The sequence below is a fragment of the Actinocrispum wychmicini genome (assembly GCF_004345645.1).
GTDB classification, from domain to species: Bacteria; Actinomycetota; Actinomycetes; order Mycobacteriales; family Pseudonocardiaceae; genus Kibdelosporangium; species Kibdelosporangium wychmicini.
On sequence record NZ_SLWS01000005.1, the window covers coordinates 376785 to 397774 of the forward strand.

Annotated in this window: 22 protein-coding genes and 1 pseudogene; 6 read left to right on the plus strand and 17 right to left on the minus strand. The window is 65.8% G+C overall.

Translation table 11 applies throughout. From position 1 onward, the window contains the following. Positions 1 to 146: 146 nt before the first annotated feature. Complete coding sequence (locus EV192_RS23690) at positions 147 to 1307, minus strand: hypothetical protein (protein WP_132118920.1); 1161 nt, start codon at positions 1305 to 1307, stop codon at positions 147 to 149. Further along, positions 1304 to 1678, minus strand: a complete 375-nt coding sequence (locus EV192_RS23695; RefSeq protein WP_243727026.1) for a hypothetical protein — start codon at positions 1676 to 1678, stop codon at positions 1304 to 1306. Before EV192_RS23695 ends, EV192_RS23690 begins: the two co-directional genes overlap by 4 nt. Positions 1679 to 1768: 90 nt before the next feature. On the opposite strand from EV192_RS23695, the gene EV192_RS23700 reads away from it, so the two are divergent. From EV192_RS23700 to EV192_RS23710, 3 genes are read left to right on the plus strand one after another with little or no spacing between them, the layout of a single operon-like run. Continuing rightward, entirely contained in the window at positions 1769 to 2617 is an 849-nt protein-coding gene (locus EV192_RS23700) for a hypothetical protein (RefSeq protein ID WP_132118922.1), read from the plus strand. Then, entirely contained in the window at positions 2614 to 2916 is a 303-nt protein-coding gene (locus EV192_RS23705) for a helix-turn-helix domain-containing protein (RefSeq protein ID WP_243727027.1), read from the plus strand. The genes EV192_RS23700 and EV192_RS23705 overlap by 4 nt, the downstream gene beginning before the upstream one ends. Positions 2917 to 2932: 16 nt before the next feature. After that, the gene (locus tag EV192_RS23710; RefSeq protein WP_132118924.1) at positions 2933 to 3640 is read left to right on the plus strand and encodes a hypothetical protein; all 708 of its coding nucleotides are present in this window, start codon (positions 2933 to 2935) and stop codon (positions 3638 to 3640) included. A 19-nt stretch (positions 3641 to 3659) separates the two neighbouring features. Here EV192_RS23710 and EV192_RS55970 read toward each other — a convergent pair. The 9 genes and pseudogenes from EV192_RS55970 to EV192_RS23765 all read right to left on the minus strand — a co-directional run bounded on the left by EV192_RS55970 (position 3660) and on the right by EV192_RS23765 (position 11666). Next, positions 3660 to 4150: pseudogene (locus EV192_RS55970) on the minus strand (DUF2399 domain-containing protein). 293 nt (positions 4151 to 4443) lie between these two features. Further along, positions 4444 to 4998, minus strand: a complete 555-nt coding sequence (locus tag EV192_RS23730) for a hypothetical protein (RefSeq protein WP_132118928.1) — start codon at positions 4996 to 4998, stop codon at positions 4444 to 4446. A 6-nt stretch (positions 4999 to 5004) separates the two neighbouring features. Next, positions 5005 to 6138, minus strand: coding sequence for a hypothetical protein (locus EV192_RS23735; protein ID WP_132118930.1), 1134 nt, complete (start codon positions 6136 to 6138; stop codon positions 5005 to 5007). 4 nt (positions 6139 to 6142) lie between these two features. Further along, positions 6143 to 6475, minus strand: a complete 333-nt coding sequence (locus tag EV192_RS23740; RefSeq protein WP_132118932.1) for a hypothetical protein — start codon at positions 6473 to 6475, stop codon at positions 6143 to 6145. Between the two features lie 12 nt (positions 6476 to 6487). Beyond that, complete coding sequence (locus tag EV192_RS23745; RefSeq protein WP_243727028.1) at positions 6488 to 7000, minus strand: YbaB/EbfC family nucleoid-associated protein; 513 nt, start codon at positions 6998 to 7000, stop codon at positions 6488 to 6490. Positions 7001 to 7494: 494 nt separating this feature from the next. After that, positions 7495 to 7803: a hypothetical protein gene (locus EV192_RS23750; RefSeq protein WP_132118936.1), complete on the minus strand. Its 309-nt coding sequence runs from the start codon at positions 7801 to 7803 to the stop codon at positions 7495 to 7497. Positions 7804 to 7856: 53 nt separating this feature from the next. Then, positions 7857 to 8438: a hypothetical protein gene (locus EV192_RS23755; protein WP_132118938.1), complete on the minus strand. Its 582-nt coding sequence runs from the start codon at positions 8436 to 8438 to the stop codon at positions 7857 to 7859. A gap of 185 nt (positions 8439 to 8623) precedes the next feature. Beyond that, positions 8624 to 10573, minus strand: coding sequence for a tyrosine-type recombinase/integrase (locus tag EV192_RS23760; RefSeq protein WP_132118940.1), 1950 nt, complete (start codon positions 10571 to 10573; stop codon positions 8624 to 8626). A 592-nt stretch (positions 10574 to 11165) separates the two neighbouring features. Continuing rightward, a complete protein-coding gene (locus EV192_RS23765; RefSeq protein WP_132118942.1) occupies positions 11166 to 11666 on the minus strand; it encodes a hypothetical protein in 501 nt (166 codons plus the stop codon). Here EV192_RS23765 and EV192_RS23770 point away from each other — a divergent pair. After that, a complete protein-coding gene (locus tag EV192_RS23770) occupies positions 11665 to 11880 on the plus strand; it encodes an NHL repeat-containing protein (protein ID WP_132118944.1) in 216 nt (71 codons plus the stop codon). The two genes, EV192_RS23765 and EV192_RS23770, sit on opposite strands and share 2 nt — an antisense overlap. Positions 11881 to 12292: 412 nt before the next feature. Here EV192_RS23770 and EV192_RS23775 read toward each other — a convergent pair whose 3' ends face one another. From EV192_RS23775 to EV192_RS23785, 3 genes are all read right to left on the minus strand, one after another. Further along, on the minus strand, positions 12293 to 13504 hold the full coding sequence (locus EV192_RS23775; RefSeq protein ID WP_132118946.1) for an RNA polymerase sigma factor: 1212 nt from the start codon (positions 13502 to 13504) through the stop codon (positions 12293 to 12295). A gap of 4 nt (positions 13505 to 13508) precedes the next feature. Further along, positions 13509 to 13691 (minus strand): YciI family protein, encoded by a 183-nt coding sequence (locus EV192_RS57150; protein ID WP_341770892.1) that lies wholly within the window; start codon positions 13689 to 13691, stop codon positions 13509 to 13511. A 278-nt stretch (positions 13692 to 13969) separates the two neighbouring features. After that, entirely contained in the window at positions 13970 to 14932 is a 963-nt protein-coding gene (locus tag EV192_RS23785; RefSeq protein WP_165960563.1) for an RNA polymerase subunit sigma-70, read from the minus strand. Between the two features lie 89 nt (positions 14933 to 15021). Between EV192_RS23785 and EV192_RS23790 the strand changes: the two genes are divergently transcribed. Both EV192_RS23790 and EV192_RS23795 read left to right on the plus strand, forming a co-directional pair. Beyond that, positions 15022 to 15930: a TIGR03086 family metal-binding protein gene (locus EV192_RS23790; RefSeq protein WP_132118951.1), complete on the plus strand. Its 909-nt coding sequence runs from the start codon at positions 15022 to 15024 to the stop codon at positions 15928 to 15930. 548 nt (positions 15931 to 16478) lie between these two features. Then, on the plus strand, positions 16479 to 17354 hold the full coding sequence (locus tag EV192_RS23795) for an NmrA family NAD(P)-binding protein (RefSeq protein ID WP_165960564.1): 876 nt from the start codon (positions 16479 to 16481) through the stop codon (positions 17352 to 17354). Positions 17355 to 17445: 91 nt separating this feature from the next. On the opposite strand, the gene EV192_RS23800 is transcribed toward EV192_RS23795, so the two are convergent. The 3 genes from EV192_RS23800 to EV192_RS23810 all read right to left on the minus strand — a co-directional run bounded on the left by EV192_RS23800 (position 17446) and on the right by EV192_RS23810 (position 20986). Continuing rightward, the gene (locus EV192_RS23800; RefSeq protein WP_207926204.1) at positions 17446 to 18846 is read right to left on the minus strand and encodes a peroxidase family protein; all 1401 of its coding nucleotides are present in this window, start codon (positions 18844 to 18846) and stop codon (positions 17446 to 17448) included. 281 nt (positions 18847 to 19127) lie between these two features. After that, a complete protein-coding gene (locus EV192_RS23805; protein ID WP_132118955.1) occupies positions 19128 to 19994 on the minus strand; it encodes an alpha/beta fold hydrolase in 867 nt (288 codons plus the stop codon). A 167-nt stretch (positions 19995 to 20161) separates the two neighbouring features. Beyond that, a complete protein-coding gene (locus EV192_RS23810; RefSeq protein ID WP_132118957.1) occupies positions 20162 to 20986 on the minus strand; it encodes an SDR family NAD(P)-dependent oxidoreductase in 825 nt (274 codons plus the stop codon). Positions 20987 to 20990 lie beyond the last annotated feature (4 nt).

Genomic DNA, 20990 nt, shown 5'->3' on the forward strand with positions numbered 1-20990 from the left:
AACACACCTTGGTCGGCCGGTTCCCCTGTCCGGTGTCGCGGCGGACAGAGGACGGTCGAACAGCCCTTGGCCGCCGTGCTAAGACGAGCCAGGGTTTGTGGTCGACAAGTAAACGTCGTCCACGGAACCCACCGTGGATTCGACGGTCAGATACCTGCTCGGTTGAGGCGATCGATGAGGCTGGGTTTGCGCGCGTGCGTCTGCCGCAGTGCGATGGTGCGCAAGGTGAACGCGTCGTAGTGGTCGTCGCGTTCGGCGAGTGCTTGGAGATCGGTGAGTAGCGTAACGGCGGCGTCGTACTCGGCTGGTTTCCTGGTGGCGATCATCGCGTCGACGCGTGACCACGCGACATCATCTTCGCGCGCCAACTCGTCCAGTCGTCGTTCGCGGGCCAGTGCACGCACTTTCTCCCGACGCGCCTCCTCCTCGGCCCGCTGGGAGGCCAGCCGACGTTGACAGTCTGCTCGTAGGCGAGCCGCGTCATCGAGCAGGTCGCCCACGGTCCGGCGGGGCGGAACAGGGACGATCGGAGCATTGTCGCCGCGGAAACCGCGCAACAGTTCCATCCGCACCCGAGCGGCCTCACCCTGCACGACCCGTGTCAGGAGCCGGTTCTTCTCGGCAGCCGGCAGGCACGTCACCCATGCGGCCAGTTCGCCGGGATCGTCGGCGGCATCCTCGATCGGTGGGCTGGTCCGGGCTGCGGTCGCGAGCAGGTCGTCGTCGAGTCGGAGGAAGTCGGCCAGCGACCGCTGTGCCGCGGTGAGCGTGCCAAGGCCGGGCGGCATGGGTGGCTCAAGATCGTCGTCGGCGTCGCGGTCGAACACATCCTCGTCGCGTTCCCAGAGACCGGAGGCGGCCAGCCAAGCGAGGTAGAGCGGCCGGAGATCACCTGCGGCGAGTTCGGCCCGAACTCCGACGATCGACGACAGCAACGTCTCGGCGTCGTAGTCGAATTCACCGGCATCGTCCTCGCTGGTGAGGTCGAGCACGATGAAGTCGCCGGTGACTCGGGCACTCACCTGGTCACCTACGCAGTAGTCGTCGACGACGTCGGGATCGAGTAGGTCGCACGGCAGACGGAACATCACGCGGTGCGTGCCCCAGTTGGCCAGGTACAGGTGCGCGTCGTAATAGAGCTCCACCAACCGGTTCGGATCACCCCTGAAGTCGCCCCAGTGGTACTCGTTCACGAAACTGGTGGCGGTGATCCGCGCCCGGGTCGACAGTGACCGAACCTCAGCCCGCTCGTCATCGTTCAGCGGCCGGTCGACTGCCAGGAATTCGTAATACTGGTACTCGCTCACTGTCCGCCCAGTCCATCGGCGCCGGTGGAGGATTCCGCGCGGAAACCCGAGTCGTCGCCCATGTGAAAGAACAGGCGCCCGTCAAGTGTCCCGTCGTCGGCGAGGGCGGCCCAGCCGCGTCCGCTGACCTGGTCGCCCTCGTCGTTGCCTGCCCAACTGAACTCGACCACGGTCCGACTGTCGCGCTGGGTGGTGCGGCAGTCCATCCAGCCGCGGACGGCGGCGAAGCCGAACTCTCCGGTCCTGTCCTTGCGGAACTTGATGAAGCCGGGCTCGACGAGGTCGATGACGTCGCGGTCCCACATCTCCATCTCCGTGATCCGCCATCGGCCGGTCAGGGGCGTCGCTGCTGCTTTGCGCCTTGCCGCCATGCCGCGTAAGCGTAGCCGCCTGGCCACGACACCCCGTCACGGGTGTGACGGGGGATTGTGTGGGTGACGCGGACTGCTCGAGTGTCGTCGATGCCCACCCTGGGTGGCTCGGCGTGCCACGGCTTCACACCTTCTGCTGATTCACGCGCAAAATCGCGGGGGTGGTGGCGTATTTGGGGTGTAGGCACTCAAACCAAGGAGGAATACGTGCCTGATCGATCCACTCCGCGTGGCATTCTCACGTCGTCCAACCTGTTCAGCGCGATCGAGACGGAGGTCGCGTCCGCGGCCGAATCGACGGTGATCATCGAGCCCGATGCTTGCGCACCCGGCGTTCCCGCCATGGCTGTCACCGCCGCGCAAGCTCGGGAGATCGTGCGCGGCATCGAGCCACGTGACTCACTTCGCGACGCGATCTGGGCAACCCTGGTGCGCCGGACGATCACCTGGCCGCGATCGTGGCAGCAGCTCGCGATCTGGACGGCGCTACCGGGATTGCGTGTCATCGTGAACCGGCTGTACCGGGTGTGGCGCACCGACCTTGACGATCTGCGTTCGGAGGTCGTGCTCGGATTCCTTGAAGCACTGCGGCGGGCCGACCCTGAACAGTCGCATCTCGGTGCGCGCCTGTGGTGGAACACTTACCGTCTCGCTCTCCAGATGTGTCAGCAGGGGGTACGTGAGCGCGCAGTTGAGAACATCGAACTGGCCGCCGGGCTACGAGCGGGTGTCGGCGACACGGAGCCGCTACCAGCGTCGGGTCAACACGATCCGCAGGCTGTCGAGAGTGCGCGACTCGGGGCACTGGCCGCCAGGCTGGGATTGCGAGCCGTGATCAACACTCGTCCGTCCGATGACGGGTGCCGGGTCGTGTTCCTGCCGAAGGGGCCGTCGAACGTAGCGAATTTCCGTGGCAATGGGTCAGGTGAGGCCGCGTGAGCCACACACAGATCACGTTGCCGCGTCGGCGTGTTGCCACCATGACGTTTCCTGAACTGTTTCGGCTGCCAGCCACGGTCGACCTGACGACGGCCGCCAATGCTCTGGGAATACATGTCCAAACCGCGTACAAACTATTGCGAAGCAACGCGTTTCCCTGTTCCGTGCTCAGGCTGGGTCGGCGGTACCGGGTTCCTACCAGGGCACTGCTGCTGGCGTTGCGCATTGAGGAGATACCGGTCCAGCTCGACGACGTCACCACCGGAGCCGCCTTCGCGGCGCGGTCCATCGAAAGCTGATATCCCGAGGAGTGCCATGCCCGAACGACAACGGTCCTGCCTGGATCTGACCGAAGAACAGTTTCACTTGCTGTCCCGAGGTTCTCGCCCCGTCACCGTCGACGGCCGCCTCATTTCGCGTGAGCTGCCGGCGCGACGTGTCGGGCTTCAGGAACTCCGGGTCACCATGCTCAAGCGCCGGGCAGGCGACCGGCTGACTGATGCCGTCTGGTCCCACTTGGTGCGAATGGCCGGCACAGAACCCGATCCGTGGGTGATCGCCGCCGCCGGCATGATGCTCCCCGGCCTCAAAAGCATCGCGGCCAGAATGCGCGGCTGCTACCCGTACGACACCTGTGACCTCGACTCGGAGATCCTCGAAGCGTTCCTGCACGAACTCAGGCGGCTGGCCCCCGACCGCCCGGGCCTGCACATCCAGCTGTACCAGGCGGCGTGGCGCCGTGGTTGGCAGACCTGTCGGCGAGAAGCGCGCAGGGCAAGCAGGTGCGTGCCGTTGCCAGAGGGTCTCGCCGATCACCGCAGTGGCAACCCCGACATCCCACTCGCGCGTGCCCTGCTCGACGGTGTGATCACCGCCGAGCAGGCAACTCTCGTATGCCGTGTGCACCTTGACTCGGCACAGCGTGGTGACGTTGCCCGCCAGCTGGGCATGGGTCGAGACCGGGCCCGGCGCGAACTGGCCATCGCCACCCGCGGGCTGTCCGTCTACCTCGCCGCTGCGTGACCCACCACCAGGCCATCCATCACGTCGAAGGGACGGCTGCGCGTAGGTAGTCGATCAGGGCAGGCAGTACCAGTTCCTCGTCGACTCGCACACCACGCTGTTCCAGCGCCGCACGGAGAACGAGATCCCAGGCGGCGTCCACCGGCCTGCCGACAAGCTCACCGTCGTCGCCTGGTACGCGGCGGTGTCGAATCGCCATGGGCGCCAGGGAATCCGCTCCCGCAGGGTGTTGCCGATCCGAACCCCGCCCTAGTCGAAGTCGCCGTGGTACATCAGCTCGGCACCGTCCGCCACGAGTTGGTCCAGCAGCCGCCACACCGCTGCCGACGGCTGACCGTTCACGCACACCGGCGGCGGACACTCCGGACCAAGCTCATCGGCGGCCGACGCGAGCACGATCGGGTTCTCGCACGCCCAAACCAGGCCACTGCCGACGCCGAGATCGACCTGGCCCAGTTGGCGCAACGTCAGTACGCACGGTTCGCCGCCCGCGCGAGCCAGGGCTAACATCCTGCCGGTCAACGTCCCAACGCTACCCGGAAGCCCGAGGCACAGCACGGACAACGACAACTCGTCGGTTCCATTGCCGCGCCACTGCTCTGGTCGGCGGTAACTGCATGATTATCGCGCAGCCTTGGACAACCCTGATGCCGCCCGCCGGGCATGACACGTTCAGATTGACATCGCTTCGTCGATCGTGAGCCCGCTTCCAGGACCTGCGTCTATAACCAGATGGCATACAAGTAGACGTTCGTCGGATCGAGAAGGACGCCGGAGTGCCACTGGTCAACTATTCACCCTCGTCAGTTTCGTCGGGAGCGGTTGAGGAAGTCCAGTTCTTCAAAACTTACGTAGTAGTTGTACTCGGAACCGTCCGGCCAGGTCAGTCGACGGTTACGCGGATAGTGTCGAGGAAGGTCGGGTTTCGTGGCGTGCCACAGCATTCGGGGAGGTTCAGCGTCTTTGGGGTCGGTGTACGCGTTTCCGCTGTCGACTACCGCGATATGGGACTCGGAGTAGACCAGCCAGGCCGCTTTGGCCGGCCTTGCCGCATCGACGAGGTTCAAGGCTTGGGCGTTCGGCGGACCCGTGACGCTTCCGTTTCGGCTGAAGACGTTGCCCGCTCCACCGCCCGCAACGATCAGGACCGCGTTGGTCACGGCGCCGAGGGTGCCGCGGAAGAGATTCCAGAAGAAGCGGCGGACCAGCCGTTTGCCCTCGATCGTCCCGTCTTTTCGCCGGCCGGGCACGGTGAAACTGGGCTTGACTTCGTCCAGGTGGACCACTGTCACCTGGACGCGCCACTGGCTTTCGGCTAGATCCCTTACTCGCTGACGGAACTCGGGCTTCGGTCGCATCGCTGGCTACATGTCCAGATTCTTGTGGGTTTCTCCGGTGGTGCGGCCGCCGCCGATATCACTCTCGTCCAGCATCCGACCGTCGCGAGCGTCCTCGTAGGCTTCTTTTCCAGCCCCTTTTCCGGCTCCGATGCCAGCCTTGATTCCCGCGCCGGTCACGAGTGGACCCGCTCCGGAGGCGGTGCCCAGACCGGTTGTGAGTACCCGGCGGCTAGGGATGTACATCTTGTGGTCGGCCACTTTGCCGATCACGGGAAGGGTTTTCTCGCCCTTCTCGACGACCTTGCCTACTCGGAGCTTGTTGGCGAAGGTGATGAGCTTGTCGGCGTACTTCTGTAGGTACTCGACGAACTTGTCCAGCAGCTTGCCGAACATGCCGAGGTACTTCGTGACCTTCTTGAAGACGGCCGCCGCTTTGGCGATGGAGGCCGTCATCGCCGCCGCCACCGAGCTACCGAAGCTGATCACCGAGGTGGCGAGCGCGGGGAGCCAGATCGTGATCAGCCAGGACACCAGCTCGGAGATGATCGCTTTGATCACCTCTTCGATGACGACCATCACCATCGACCACATCTGGAGCACTTCGGCCACCGAGCCGGCACTCGAACCGACACCCCGGATGCCGTTCGAGAATTCCGCCAACGCCTGACGGGCCTCGTCACCAGCCTGGTCCTGCCAGTCCTTCAGGGACGTGTCACCCTGCTTCTGGAAGTCGTCGGCCAGGGCCACGAAACCCTGTGCGATCGACGTGAAGTTCGCCGAGGCGTGGCCGATGGCCGGGCCGTCGCCGGTCACCTGGTGCAGCGCGTCCTGAAGGGGATGGACCAGTTCCAGGAGCATGTTCAGGCCGTGGCTGACCAACCAGCCGATCGGGTCCATGATGAACGTGGTCGCTTCCATGGCCGCTGTGCCCACGAACTTCGCGCCGTCGCCGAGCAGGTGTCCGGCCGCGGAGGTCAGGTCACTCATGTCGTCGGCCGTGGCGAGGTCCTGGGCGTGCTCGGCGATCGACTTTCCGGTCTTGTAGGCGTTGCCCACCACCGGCGTGCTCTCGACGGCCCGTTCGACGTTCGCGCCGAAGCTCTCGTCGTAACGAGTCACGCCCAAGCGGTCGGCAATGCTGGGTTTCGGGTCGGTCATCGGATCACCTCGGCCCGTCGATCATGGCTTCGTGGCTGCCGAACATGATCACCTTGTCGTCCTCATTGCCCTGATAGATGTTCGCGGACTCGGCGACCTTCGCGGACAGCGCCTGCACCCCATCCTTCATTTCATCCATCAGCGACCGCAGTTCAGCCAGGCGGTCCGTGTAGCCTTTCTTCGCCCATATGCCCACAACGCCCCAGGCTTCATTGGTCACGTCGGCCGTGTCTACCAGTCGACCGAACTTGTCCGCCTCGGTTTCGTAGTAGTCGAGCTGCTTCGCGTAGGCCGTCAGCGCCTGCACATCCACTGCGACGTGGTCAGGGTTGGTCAACGTGGGTCCTTGTCATCGCGAGAAGATCGAGCCCTGGTTGAAGTAGTCGTCGTCGTCCGGTGGCGGCGCCGAGGGCCGCGACCTGGGGGATGACAGTTCGTCGACGGCGGTTCCCAACGCCTCTTCCTGGGCCGCGCGGACCTGGTCGGACACGGCGATGCCGAACGCCTCGCCGACCGTCTCGTCGACGATCCCCGCCTGCAACTGGGCGGCTTCCGCGACAGCGGCACGCAGCGTGGCCATGATCGTGGCGGCCAAGGCGGGCGCCGGTTGGAGCACGGCGTCCTGCGTGAGCTCGATGTTCTTGATCGACCCGCCCGCGCCAGCGGTCACCTTCACGGTTCGGTCCGACGACGACGCCACGGCTGCCAACTCGGCCAGCCGCTCCTGCATATCGCCCACGCCACTGAACTTCACCTCGACCTGCTTGATCCGGGCCTGGAACTTCTCGAACTCGGCGGCAAGCCGTTCCAAATCAGCCGACAACACCCCACCCCTTTGGTCACTGACGTCAGCGACGAGCATGCCACGCGGCGTGACACCTTGGACGCGGAAACCAACGATTCGGACCAACTGGCCACCCGCAACGACGGCTCGCACCTATGTGCAACCACCTGCCGGCCACAAACAAATGGCCTTGCTCATTTGATCAAGGCTCTGACCTGGGTGCCCCCGGCAGGAATCGAACCTGCGACACATGGTTTAGGAAAGCGCTCTTACCAGTCTGTACGGCCTCTATCAGCAACTACATTATCTCAGCCCGTCCCGATGGTATCCTGAAACCTCCTCGATCTCCAGGGTTTCCTGTCATAAACCCTGTCAGATCTGGCAAGGTTTCGAGTGCTGTCACAAGAAGTAACTCGTCGGAGTTGGGCTGCTGCCTGGAGTCGTACCGTCATGGGGTGGACTTCGGTCCTGCCGCGAGTCGTAGTGTTGTGCCACGGCATGTCTATTGGCCTCCGTGAAGCTGCAGGACGGGTTGAGTGATCCTTGTTTAGTGACTGTATTTTACACGCCTGTCAGCGGCGAAACGGTCGTCGTCCGTCGCGCGGCTGCAGGTCGGAAAATAGTTCGAACCATGCTGAGGGGCGGTAGTCGCCCATGCCTATCCATTGATTCTGTTCGGCATCGGGATCCTCGATCCCGTCGAGCTCAGCATTGAACAGGCCGAGGATGTCGAGGTCCTGGAACAGGATGTCGAGGAGCGTGTCCCAGTCGAAGTCTTCGGCGTGCTCGGGAAGACTCGCGAATTCCGTGGTTTCAGTAACTCCTGCCCAGCCGTCGGCGACTGATGCTTTCGCGTTCCGTAAGATCAGGTGCAGGGCCATTTCTTCCGCTGCGCACCGTGGCTGGGGCCACTCGCCGGCCGCGAGGTCGGCGGCTAGATCGTCGAATGAGCGGGCCGCTGGCGCCGCCACACCGCATTCTGTCGCCATGTTGTCTTGGGAAACTCATCGAATACTGACCACGTCCCGTCGGTGTGGACCGCCTGGTCGCCATTCTCCAGTACGTCCTGGTATGCCTGATCGGCTAAGAACGTTCCTGTCGACCACAATATGGCAGCAGTACGCGGGGTCACTTGATTGCCGGCGCATGCGTCGCATCCTTCGTCGCCGCATGTGCACACCGGAAAGAGCTCGACAAAGTCGGAGACTGTCGGCAGCGGGTTTCCGTCTTGGCCCACTTCCTCGACCGTGTGCCAAGCCTGGGTACGCACGGCGCCCAGTCGATCGACTATCACATCCGGGTCGACGAGTTGGCTTACCGCTGCTAAGAGATCGCCGGTGACTTGTTCACGTTCAGATTCTCGAACGTTGTCGACAGTTTCCCCATCGCTAACGCAATATACGATCGTATCGATATCGGCCAGCGCAGTACGCTCGACCGCGTCCGTGTCAGGAATGTCGACGATGACTTTCGCCGTGACCTTTATCCTGCGCATGGTCGCCTTATCGCTCGTCATGCAGTGATTCTACGGCTGGGCGTCGCCGACAGAGGGGATGGAAGGCCGGGCCTGCGATGAACTGGAGTCGCGGTGTACAGCGGAGGAGTCGCTGTCTGCTCAGGCTGATGATGCCGCGTAGGCCGATAGCAGGAGATGGTGTCGATGTTCGGTGTCCACGGAGTTGCTGGTGCGCTGTGGCGTGTCTACTGGGGCGACTGGAGTCGTAGGCGTCTCCAGCGGGTGATCGTCTGTTGGCGTGGCGGTTGTCTGGGTGTCGGCGCGGTGTCGCATGTTCCTGGCGGTTGCTGATGCTGGATGCCCGGCGTGGTGCTTGCGGGAGGGGTGTTGATGGGCTGGTGATGCTGGATGCGCTCTGGTGGTGTGCTGGCGGCGCGCTGGAGCAGGAGGTGGGCGAGTTGGAGGAGGTGTGGGTCGATTGCCGTTGCTGGTGACGAACCGGATCGGCCGGCGATATGGGGGCGGGGTGGTGTTCGTGCGATGCGAGGTCGGCGGATACGGCGTGGCCGTGGTTGTGGTGATGGTGGAACGGGGAGGGGGAAGGGAATCGCGGCCGTCGATGGTGTGGTGGGCGCGCTGCGGCGTGGGACTGGTGTGGGGTGGGGGAGGACGGTGGCGCGGTGGCCTCGGCTGACGGTGATGAGGTTGTGTTCGGCGAGGTGGGTGATGGCGCGGTGGATGGTGCCGGTGGAGGCGTGGTAGTGCTCGGCGAGTTCCTGGTTGGTGGGCAGCGGGCTGCCGACGGGGTAGGTGCCGTTGGTGATGGCCTCGTGGAGGTCGTGGGCGATCCGCTGGTAGATCCCGTTTGGTTGTTGGGGTGGGGCGTGGTGACGGGGTGGTGGGGTGAGGCGGACGGGGATGCGTTGGGTGAGGGCGGTGGTGGCGTGTTGGTCGGCTTCGCTGATCCAGGCGGTGTAGGTGTTGAGGGTCAGGCTGGTGTTGGCGTGGCCGAGTCGGCTGGCGACGGTGCGGATGTTGATGTTGGCGAGGATGAGTTCGGTGGCGTTGAAGTGGCGCAGTTTGTGCAGGGTGGTGTGGATGCCGAGGCGGGTGACGAGTCGGCGGTAGCGCTGGCTGAGCGTGGCGGGGAGGAGGCATCGGGATCCGTCGGGTGCGGGGGAGAACATGAACGCGTCCGGCGGCAGGGTGAGTCCGTGGTTGGCGGCGAGGGTTTCGCGGTGGTTGCGGTAGGCGGCGAGGAGTGCGGTGGTGTCGGGGTCGAGGGCGGTGTGGCGCTGTTGATGGTTTTTGGTGTCTTTTTCGAGGGTGTGTCGTCCGTCTTGGGTGATGCTGCGGGTGATGTATTGGGTGCGTCGGTCGGGGTGGAAGTCGGTCCAGCGCTGGGCGCAGAGTTCGCCGCGGCGGGCGCCGGTGATGATGGCGAGCCAGATCAGGACGCCGAGGTCGGGTGTGGGCCATGCTTCGGTGAGGATGCGGGTGACCTCGTCCGGTGTGGGCGGTTGCGGGTTCGGTCGTGGTGGGGATGGTGGGCTGGCCAGCGGGGTGGGGCTGGTGTGGATCCATCCCCAGCGTCGGGCTCGGTTGTAGGCGGCGCTGATGAGGAAGTGGACTTTGCGGATGGTCGTGGGGGACAGTGGCCGGCATGCGTGGCACTTCTGCTTCCCAGCCAACGATCGGGCAGTGGTGGGTGTGGCTTTGTTGGTGATCCTGCGGTCGGCGGGTGTGCCGCAGTGGTCGCGGCAGCGGGCGAGTTCGGCGTAGAAGCTGTCGAGGATCTCAGGCGTGACCGCGCCGATACGGAAGTGGCCGATCAGTGGCGTGATGTGGTTGCGGAGATAGCCGCGGTAGCTGGTGCGGGTGCGCGGGCTGGCGGACAGGATCGCGAGGTGCCGGTCCAGCAAGAGGGTCAGGGTGGCGTTGGTGCGCGGGTGGCGGCCTTCTTGGACCTGGGTGACCAGTCGTTGGCGTGCTGTTTCGGCGTCCCGTGCGGCGGTGGGGCCGTGCGGGATGGTCCGGGTCAGGTAGTGCTGGTGGTGGGTGACCGGGTCCGTGCCGGCGTAGACGCGCACTCGTAGTGATCCGCTGGGCAGCGTGTCGATGCTGCCGCGAGCTCGACGGGCGCGTGTGGTGTGGGCACGGCCACCGGAGGTCGTGCCAGATTTGCTGGCACGCATGATCGGAATGTACGCCGCTGGGACCGAGGTTTCGAGGATCACTGGGGGTGCCGTTGAACTGTGACCGGTTTGTGGTCGCACCGTGCTTTGTGGACAGAGGGCACGGTTGTTCGGGTCGGTTGCCCATGAGGGGTACGTGGATGATGCCTGTCGTGACGTACCTCTTGGTGGCGAAGGATTGACCAGTGTGGACAGAAGGTCAGTAGGTGGCCATACTGCGCAGAACCTGCGTACACCGTGTCTCACAGTCCAGTTCGGTCAGTTCGGCCAGCACATATGGTCAGCCGCGCACTCTGACCGATGCGGCACTGAGGCGGCGAGTAAGTGAGCGGAATAGGTGGCCCTTTCGAAACAGTATTGGACGCAGTGCCATTCAGCAGAATCCGGCCAACACAGGGCCTTAGCGCTGGCCCAGATGTCCTTGGCGTGGAGGTCGGAGGCCGGGCCGCTTGGCCTCTCACCGTGACCACGAGCGCTGTTGAGGTTCTGTTCCGCGAGGCGGGTGACCGTGAACGGATAGGTCATATCCATGATGGTCTGACTGTGCTGTGCGAGGTTGTCCTCGGCGATGTCGGTCGGGACTGGCCGCTCACTACTTCTGACCTGGCGGCTGATCGTCGAACGGCTCGGGCCAGCCACCACCCGTTTCGTTCATCAACAACCGCTGAACCTGGGGATCAGCCCAGACGCGGAGCTGTTGAGCCGACAGCGGCTGAACGGAGTGGTCGGCCCGCGCTGCGGTCACGAGCAGGCTTGGCAGCCACGTGAGCCGTTCGGCGTTGACATCGGCCGCGAGCGCCGCGAGCTTGTCGTTCCGGTCGAGCGCGGCCATGCTCGCGCGGTGACGATCGGCCTCGGAAGCGTTGCGCATCGCCAACTGTCGGGCGGCCTCGACGTACTGTGGCACCGGTCCAAGATCAGGATCGTCGATGACTCGGTACCGTGCGATCTGCGACCAAGGCAGCCCTGACGTCGGGTCGAGATCGCTACCAGGGCGCGTGAGCCATGCAGCGATGCGGTCGCGTCTGGCGCGAAGCTTCTCCTGCAATGTACGGCGCTTGAACTGTGGGTCATTCAACAAGATCGGCCGCATGGATCCCCTCCTCCACGTAGTGGTGGACTTCCCGCTACCTGTCCTTGGCGCACAACCCCGCGGCATCACCGCCGGAGGTGGCCTGCTCTGGTTCACCCAGCAGTCCCTTGACCAACTCGGCAAAATCAGCCTCACCGGGGTGATCAGCGGAATTCCCCTGCCGCAGTTACCGTATGACAGTGCCGGGCCCGCCAAGGCAGTTGTGCCGCGTTGAACAGTTGACGAACGCATTCCAGTCGTCAAGATCCGGAAGAACGCCGAGCCGCGGGGCGTCAAGCAGTTCCGCGGATGAATGAATAGCAGTGACGAAATCCAAGCCAGTTCCGCGAGCATCTCGACCTGGCCGCGGCCACGATCCGGAAGCGCACGCTCACCGTCCACCAGCTCCACGTTGACTTGGAAGCCTCCAGCAAGGTCACCTCGATCGACACTAGGATGCGGACCCGATGACAATCAACGCGACCGGTCGACTCCGGAACCGACCGGGATGTTCACGATCTTTTGTGTGCAGTCCGGAATTGGATCCTGGAGTGCTTCCGGTGATGGTGCGGCTGTTTGTCACGTTCGATGAAGGAGCGGCTGAGCGTGCGATGCAAGGTGACCCAGGTCGGTAGCGGCAAACGACGTCAGTGTGAGGTTCGGCCGCCGCGTTTGTGGAAGTCCCGCTCGGTGTCGGTTGGTGCGAGGTCGGCGGCGCGCTTGTAGGCGGTTGCGGCTTCGCTGTTGCGGCCCAGGCGCTGGAGCAGGTCGGCTCGGGTGGCGTGAAAAGGGTAGTAGTTGTCGAGATCGAGTTGGTCCACCAACACGAGGGCTGCGTCGGGGCCATGCACCTCGCCGATGGCGATGGCCCGGTTGAGTGCGACGACCGGCGTGGGAGCGATGGCGAGGAGCTGGTTGTACAGGGTGATGATCTGAGGCCAGTCGGTCTGCACGGCTGTTGTGGCATCGGCGTGTACGGCGTTGATGGCGGCTTGTAGCTGGTAGGTGCCGGGTTGGTTGCGGTGCAGGCACCAGCGGACGATCGCCTGGCCTTCGTCGATCAAGGCCCGGTCCCACTGACGGCGATCCTGTTCGCTGAGCAGGACAAGGGATCCGTCCGGTCCGGTTCGGGATGCGCGGCGGGAGTCGGTCAGCAGCAGTAGTGCCAGGAGGCCGGCCACCTCCGGCTCGTCGGGCATGAGTGCGGTGAGGAGCCGGGCCAGGCGGATCGCTTCCGGACACAGGCCGGGGCCAGCTGGGTTGTTCAGCCCGCCGGTGTAGATGAGGTAGACGACGGCGAGCACGGAGCGGAGCCGGTCGGGCAGCTCATGCCGGGCCGGTACGCGGTAGGGGATCCGGGCGGCCCTGATCTTGCGCTTGGCCCGGACAAGTCGGACCGCCATCGTGTGTTCGGCGACCAGGAAGGATCGCGCGACCTCGTTGGTGGACAGGCCGCCGAGCAACCGCAGCGTGAGCGCCACCTGTGTGGCGGGGGACAGGGCTGGGTGGCAGCAGGTGAAGATGAGCCGAAGCCGGTCGTCCGGCACGGACTCCACCTCCCCGGGCATGCCTGAGCTGTTGGGCCAGAGTGCCGCCACTTCGCCGAGCAGTTCCCGGCCTCGAGATTCGCGCCGCAGCCGGTCGATGGCGCGGTTGCGGGCGGTCGTGGTGATCCAGCCGCCGGGGTTGGGCGGCAGGCCGTCGCTTGGCCAGAGGCGCAGGGCGGTGGTGAACGCGTCCTGCACCGCGTCCTCGGCGATGTCGATGTCTCCGAAGACGCGGATCAGGGTGGCCACCGACCGACCGGACTCCTCACGGAAAAGGCGGCCGACCGCGGCCTCGTCGAGTTCGTCGCGCACGCAGTCAGGCCCCAGGCAGTGTCACGAACGGACGGACCTCGATCGGCGCCCCGATCAGCGCGGTGACCTTTGACGCCCAGGCCAACGCGGCGTCCAGGTCCGCGGCCTCGATGATGTAGAACCCGCCGAGGTGTTCCCTTGCCTCGACGAAGGGGCCGTCGGTGGTCAGCACCGCGCCGTCGGACACGCACAACCGTGGCGGTGTCGGGTCCGTGCAGACGCCCGCCGAAGACCCACGCGCCGGCCGTCTTCATCTCCTCCTGCAGGAGGTTGACCTGCTGGTAGGACTGTTGTACCTCGTCGTCGGTCATCGGAGCATGGGCTTCGCCGTCGACGCTGTGTACGGACAACAAGTACTGCGTCATCGCGGTCCTCCTGGTGACGAGCGGGCCTGTCCCACTCCGCACTCCGACTACGAACGGGCCATGCCCGAATTGACAGGTCGCCGAGAACACCGGCCAGGCTTTACACCGGACTCAGACCGGTGAAGACCTCGCTGGGCGCGCAGCGCGGGTTCTGGGACAGTTCGCAGCTGGGGAACCCGGTGATCCGGACAACCGCGTTGTCGTCGAGGTCGAACACCATCAAGCCGTACGGTCGCGGCGCGCCGGACTCGTCGGTGTCGAACGCCGCCACGGCCAGCTGGCCGTTGGCCCGGGTGGGGACCAGGCGGATGGTCTCCAGGCGGCCCTCGGCGGGGACGGCGGCGAAGAACCCGATCACCGCGTCACGGCCGAGGAACTCCATGGTCTCGGGTGGCATGCGCAGTTCGGCGTCTTCGCGCAGGAGGGCGGTGAGTCCGGCGATGTCGCGGCGGTGCCAGGCGTCGATGAACCGGGTCAACACCCGGTGGTCGGCCCCGGTGAGGGGACGAGGGCTGGGTGCGGTGTCTCGGAGCGTCGCACGAGCGCGTTGCAGCATGCTGTTGACCGCGGGGACGGTGGCCTCCAGCAGGTCGGCGACTTCCACGGCGCTCCAGGCCAGCACTTCACGCAGGATGAGCACGGCCCGCTGCGTCGCCGGTAGCAGCTGCAGGGCGGTGATGAACGCCAGGGACACCGACTCGCGGCGTTCGGCCAGCGCCGCCGGGTCGGTGTCGGGCAGGGCGTCGAGCAGCCGGTCCGGGTAGGGCTCCAGGTAGTCGATGTCGGCCACGGCTGCCGGCTGTTTCGCCCGCGCGTTGATGATCTTGAGGCAGGTTGTGGTCGCGATGCGGTACAGCCAGTGCATCAGCGGCGCTCGTTCCGCGTAGGTGTCCAATGACCGCCATGCCCGTAGCTGCACGTCCTGCAGGGCTTCCTCGGCGTCGTGGTACGAGCCGAGCATCCGGTAGCAGTGTACGTGCAGCAGGGCCAGGTGTGGACCGAGCAGTTGCCGGAAGGCGTCCTGGTCGCCCGCTCGCGCGGCGGGCAGCAGTGGCGTATTCACGCGCAGAGGGTACGCCGGAGGTCGACCGATGAGTTTCGTTGCGAACCGGGATCAGAGGGGATGAAGAGTCCGCAGACGAAGGAGTGCTCATGGATGTCAGGACGGCCGCGACCGTGTACTACGACGCGTGGATGACCCGCGCGGGTGACATGACCGAGGTCCCGTTGGCGGCGGAGTTCGTGTTCACCGGGCCGGTCGCGAGCTTCGACTCGGCCGACGGGTTCCGTGCGATGGCCAAGCAGGCCGGCGCGGCGGTGCGCCGATTCCAGGTACGTCACCAGTTCGTCGACGGGAATCTGGTCTGTTCGGTGATCGACTGGGAGATGACGATGCTGCCGGGCGTGTTGACCGCCGCTGAGGTGTTGGAGGTCCGCGACGGCCGGATCGTCCGTGGCGAGCTGATCTATGACGCGCAGGAGTTGCGCGAGGCGATGGCACGCCCGGCGATCTTCTCGTTGCTGGCACAGACCTATCAGGACACAGCCGAGATGCTCGGCGGGATCGACGACGCTGGCTGGGTGGCGCAGAGTGGATGCGCGCGCTGGACCGTGCGGCAAGCGGGCAACCATCTGGTCGGTGCGCTCACGTTGCTGGCCAGGATCGCCGGTGGCGAACCCGTTGACGTGTCCGATGTGGACGCTCAACGGACCGCGGGCACCGACTGGCCTGACCTGGTGGAGGCGTTCGGCCGTGCGGCCGAGCGGTGCCTGACCTTGTTCAGCGGTCCGGAGGTGCTCCAGCAGCGGTTCGACATCCCGGCGCCGGACGTCTCCGGTGAGCGGCTGGCGGCGATCAGCTTGCTGGAGTCGCTGGTGCATGGCTGGGACATCGCCGTGGGCGCGGGTGTCGCCTACCAGCCGGATGACGCGGTGGTGGAGTACGCGCGTGCGGCGTTCGACGAGGTCCGGCGTGGTGATCAGTTCGCTGCGGCGATTGTGGTCGGGGCGGGTGCGGATCCGTTCACAGCGTTGCTGGGGCATCTGGGCCGTCGGGCCTGAGCGGATCGCGGCGTGGCGTGTGGCGATGGGTGACTGGCAGGTCAGGGCGGCGAAACGACGGGTGAGCGTGGCGCGCCGGTTGGGGTCGCGCGGGCGAGAGTGCCGAGGGGGCAGGCCCTGCCACGATCGGCGTGGATCACGGGACAACGCGGTCTCCACGGTGGGGTCGAACAGGGGTCCACAAGCGAGGCCATGACCGCTGGTGAGCAGGATCGGCTTCACGGTCGTCGACGGTGAGTCAGCCTGCCCCGGTGGTGATGACGTGGAAGGCCACGACCGCGGTAGAAACGTGGCGCCCCAGGGCGCATGGAAGCGGTTGCGCGAGTACATGATGCCGCTGCGGCGGGTCGTGGCGACCACGTCTGCCACGGGATCGTCCACCGCGGTTCCCATGACGGTGAGGATGTGCCATGAGCCGAACGGGCATGTTCCTGTTCTGATCTGTCATGGAGTAGCGCATGCGTGGTGCATAACGTATTGGGGCAAGGGGCAACACCGTCTTCGTGTCGGGCGCGACCGGCACGATCGGTCAGAATCTGGAGACTGATGTGGGTAGCACCGTCCTGGTCACCGGTCCGACTGGCAAGGTCGGGCGGCGTCTGATTCCGCTGCTGGTTCGCCGGGGTGTGACCGTCCGCGCCGCGAGTCGGTCGCCGCTGCCGGAGCGTGTGGGCATTGAGCCGGTCCGCTTTGATTGGACCGACGAGAGCACGTATGAGACCGCGCGGATGGGAGCGGGCTCGATGTATCTGGTCGTCGGACCCATCCCGCAACCGGAGCACGCCGATTACGTGCGCGCTTTGCTCGACGGCGCGGCCGAGGCCGGGGTTGCGCGGGTCGTGTTGTTGTCCACGTACGGTGTGGACCAGGCGCCTCCGGAGAATCCGCTGCGCCGTATCGAACTGGCTGTCGAATCGTCCGGCGTGCCGTACACCATCCTGCGGCCGGCCGCGTTCATGCAGAACTTCTCAGAAGGGCTGAGGTGGCGTGAGTCGTTGGTCGATCTCATCCGCGAGCGGGACGAGATCGTAGCGCCGGGCGGCGCCGGAGTCGTGAGTTATGTGTCGACTGAGGACATTGCGGCGGTCGCGGCCGTCGCAATGACCGAGGATGGGCACGAGGGCACCGCGTACGCACCGTTCGGCCCGCAGCCGCTGACCTTGACGGAGGTCGCCGAGCACATTTCATGGGTCACGGGACGTCGGATAAGATACGTCGAGACCGACCGCACACCCATCCGCGACGCGCTACTCGCCGCGGGCGCCCCACCGGAGACCGCCGAGCACAACAGCCAGGTCTACGTCCACGCGTTCAGCTCCGGTGCGTTAGGTGTGCTCAATGACGACGTGCTGGACGTGACCGGCCGACCGCCGGTGAGCTTCGCCGAGTTCGCCGTGGGCGCCGCAGCGGCATGGCGCCAATGAGACCGGTCACGGGCACCGACTGTCCTGATCTGGTGGAGGCGTTCGGCCGTACGGTGCCTGACCCCGTTCAGTCGCGCGGAGGTAGCCGGGATTACCGCGGAACGACGCCGGCGAATCGCAGTAGGTCCACTATGCCGAACTGGCCGGGGTCCGTGGCGAGAGTGGGTTGCCATGCCGGGTAGGCGGCACGGTAGGAGGTTGGGTCCGCGTCCAGCAGTCCGATGAGGACTTCGGCGACCAGCCGGCTGCCGACCGGGCCGAGATGTGCTCCGCCGGCACGGACCTCGGCTTCCTTGAGGATGTAGTACCAGAGGTAGATCGGGCCGGTGGTGTCCAGTTCCCGGTCGGTCAGCGGGATCTCGCCGATCTTGCGTGCCACGTCCTGACCGGATGGCAGGCCTTGGGCCTCGCTGCGCAGGAGGTTGCGGACCACCAGTGAGGCGACGGGGCGGGCCAGCGCGCCGGCCTTCGCTCCGGGCACGGCGCTGACTGGCAGGTCGAGCAGTTGGGTGTTCAGCTTCGCCTCGATCCGTTTGGCGGCCTGGGGCTGGCGGTCGCGGTCGGTGTGGAAGAAGAAGGAGAAGTCCACCGCGTGCGCCGCGTCGACCGGCCCGCCGCGCAGGTCTGTGCGCGGTGTGGCCGGCTGGTCCGGGTCGTCCGGGAAGATCTTGCCGGTGAAGTTCTCGTTGACGCGGTAGCCGGAGCGGATGGTCGGGTGGCCGAAGCGGTACGCGGCGACGGCGAACTCGGCCGGGATGAACGGCCGGCCGTTGGGTGTGAAGAAGCGTGGCCCGTTGTCTTCGACGTCGCGTACCACGTGTGGGTCGGCGACGGTGGGCAGGAACTCGTGCACGATGATCCACTGGTAGTGCCAGCGGACGAGTCGCTGCGCGCTGGCGAACACGGTGTTGTAGTAGTTCTCCACGTCCAGCAGTTGGTCGAGGGTCGCGCCGGGCTGTTCGTCGGCCGGCTCGTCCGGTGGCTGGGGCGGTAGGTGGTCACCGAACACGTCGGTGATCTTGCCGGCCCGCAGTTGGTCGACCACCTGGTTGTGGAACTTGATGAACGCCAGGTGCAGTTGCGCGAGCAGCATGTTCTCGTCGTTGCGCGGATCGCCGATCAACGCGACACCGTCGGCCGTCCGGGCCAGGTCGACGCCGTCCGCGGACAGCACGAGCTTGGTCTGGTGGGACGCCTGGTCGTACAGCAGCGGGCTGACGACCGGTCCGCCGCCGTACAAGCTGTCGATGTCCAGCCGGGGTGACCGGAAGTCCAGGAGGCCGTTCGGATCGGACTGGTGGTCGAGCCGGGAGATCGCGTCCAGGGTGAGGTCGTGGTCGGTGAACTGCCCGAAATAGGTGAAACCGGCGGGAAACCGTGGATTCTCCTGTTCCGCGCCGGTCTGTCCGCCGTCCATCTTTCCGCCGGGCAGTCCGAACTGTTCGGCCATTTCCAGTCCGGTTGGCCGACGGGCCTCGAGAGTGGGGAACATTCGGCCGAAACTGCCCGCGGTGACCTGTGAGCCCGATGGGATCACCAAACCTTGAGATGTCGAACCGTGCACTGTCATCAGTTTCCCCCTGACGTGATCGAACGTCATCGCCGGCGTCGTGATCGACAACGGGAACAGCACGCGGCGATTCCCCAGAAACGATCATTGGTGGCGCCCCCGGTATTCGACGGCGAGCCTACCGAAAGATGCGCGGCCTTTCCACGCGTCAAACAATTGGACGCCGGCGTGCGGTCCAATTGTTGTGGCTGGGAGAGGTCTGGTCAGTCGTGGATGGCGGGTGGTTCGCTGTGGAGGAAGGCGCGGATCTCGGTTGCGATGTCCGGCCAGTCCGGCCCGAACCAGATGAAGTGGCTGTCGGCGCGGCTTTCGATCAGCCGGGCGTTGGGGATCGCGGTGGCCAGCTGGCGAGCGTGGGTGAAGGGAACCGCGCCGTCGGTGCGCGTCGCGATGACCAGCGTGGGTTGGTGGACTTGCGATGTGACGTCTGGGTTCGCCGTCAGGTCGTTGCGGAATCCGTGGCCGGATCGCATGCTGGAGAACAGTTCGATCAACTCCGCTCGGTGGTCGACATTGAGTCCTTTTAGGACTTTGTGGACAGGCGTCACCGACAAGTCGGGGAGCAGCAAGCGCAGGCCGGCGTCGGGCGCCCGCCGCATCAGCAGCCGTACCGCGCTCCACGTCGCGCGTTCCGTGGCCGCGGCGAACACGATGTGGGCACCCAACCGGACGTGCGGAGCAGGCCAAGGAAGTGGCCCGACCGCGCTTTGGAGTATCACTCGTCTGACCAGGTCGGGGTGGCGGGCAGCCAGGGTCACCGCGGCGCGGCCGCCGGCCGAGCTGCCCACTGCGGCGGCGATCTCGGTGATGCCCAGATGCTCGCAGAGGGAACGGACGGCGTCCGCGAATCCCGCCTCTGACCTGCCTGTCGACACGGGTGTGCGGCCGTAGCCGGGACGTGAGGGTGCCAGGATCGTGTATCCGTCGTCGGCGAACACTTCCTCGCCCAGCGCGAGGCCGGCCCGCATGTGCCCGCCGTGCAGCACAAGAACGGTCCGTGGTCCGCGGTGTTCCAAGCAGTATTCGAGGTCACCCACAGGCAGGTGGGCGACGTGCGTGGGGCGTTCCATCCGCTCATCATGCCGTTGTCCGGGTTGGTGCCGCAGGTCTGATCGTTGACAACGTTGCCCGCCCGGACGTCCGGCCCGAACTCCGCGCCGCCGTAGCCGCCTCGGGTTTCGTACTCCGGTCCGTAGGCAAGATCACTCTCGAGCGTGGGCGCGCTTTTGCCTGTGGGTCACGGGAGTTGGTTGCCTGAGGAGGCTTGGCGTGCGGCGAGGTTGGCGGCGGCTTGGCCGAGCAGGCGGCCGTTCATCCGGATGGACATTCCGCGTGGGGTGAGTCGGGTCACCAGCCGCAGTCGCCGGTCGGGCACGACGGTGGCATGTCCGGCGTTCAGGGCGTCGATGGTTTGTCGGATGGCGGTGGTCGTTGGCAGGGGGCGGATCGGGAGACGGGTCCGGTCCACGCCGAAGCGGTCGATGATAGGGGTGTCGACGTTGCCGGGAAGCATGACGGTGACCTTGACTCCCGCCGGTCGCAGTTCGTGGTGCAGGGCCTCGCCGAGGTTGAGAACGTACGCTTTCGCGGCGCTTTCGTGGGCCATGTTCGGGAGGCCGTGGATCGCGCCGAGTGCGGAGACCAGCACCATGGCGCTGCGCTCGCGGTGGACGAAGCGGCGGCCGAAGGCGTGCGCGAGTTCGAAGTGGGTGGTGGTGTTGAGGGTGAGTCGCTGGTGCAGGTCGGGTACGTCCTGGTCGAGGAACCGGCCGGGACGTCCGGTGCCGGCGTTGGAGACCAGCAGTCCGACGTTGAGGTCTTCGGTCGCGGTGATGAGGTGGGTGGCGCCGTCGGGGTGGCTGAGGTCGACGGTGACCACGCGGTGGTCGATGCCGTGGGCTGTGGTCAACCGCCGGCCCAGGTCTGTCAGCCGGTCGGTGGAGCGTGCCGCGAGCACGAGGTTGAGCCCGTCGGCGGCGCAGTGTTCGGCGAACGCCTGGCCGATGCCGGACGAGGCCCCGGTGATCACGGCCCAGGGGCCGTAGGCGGAAACAGTGGCCATGGGT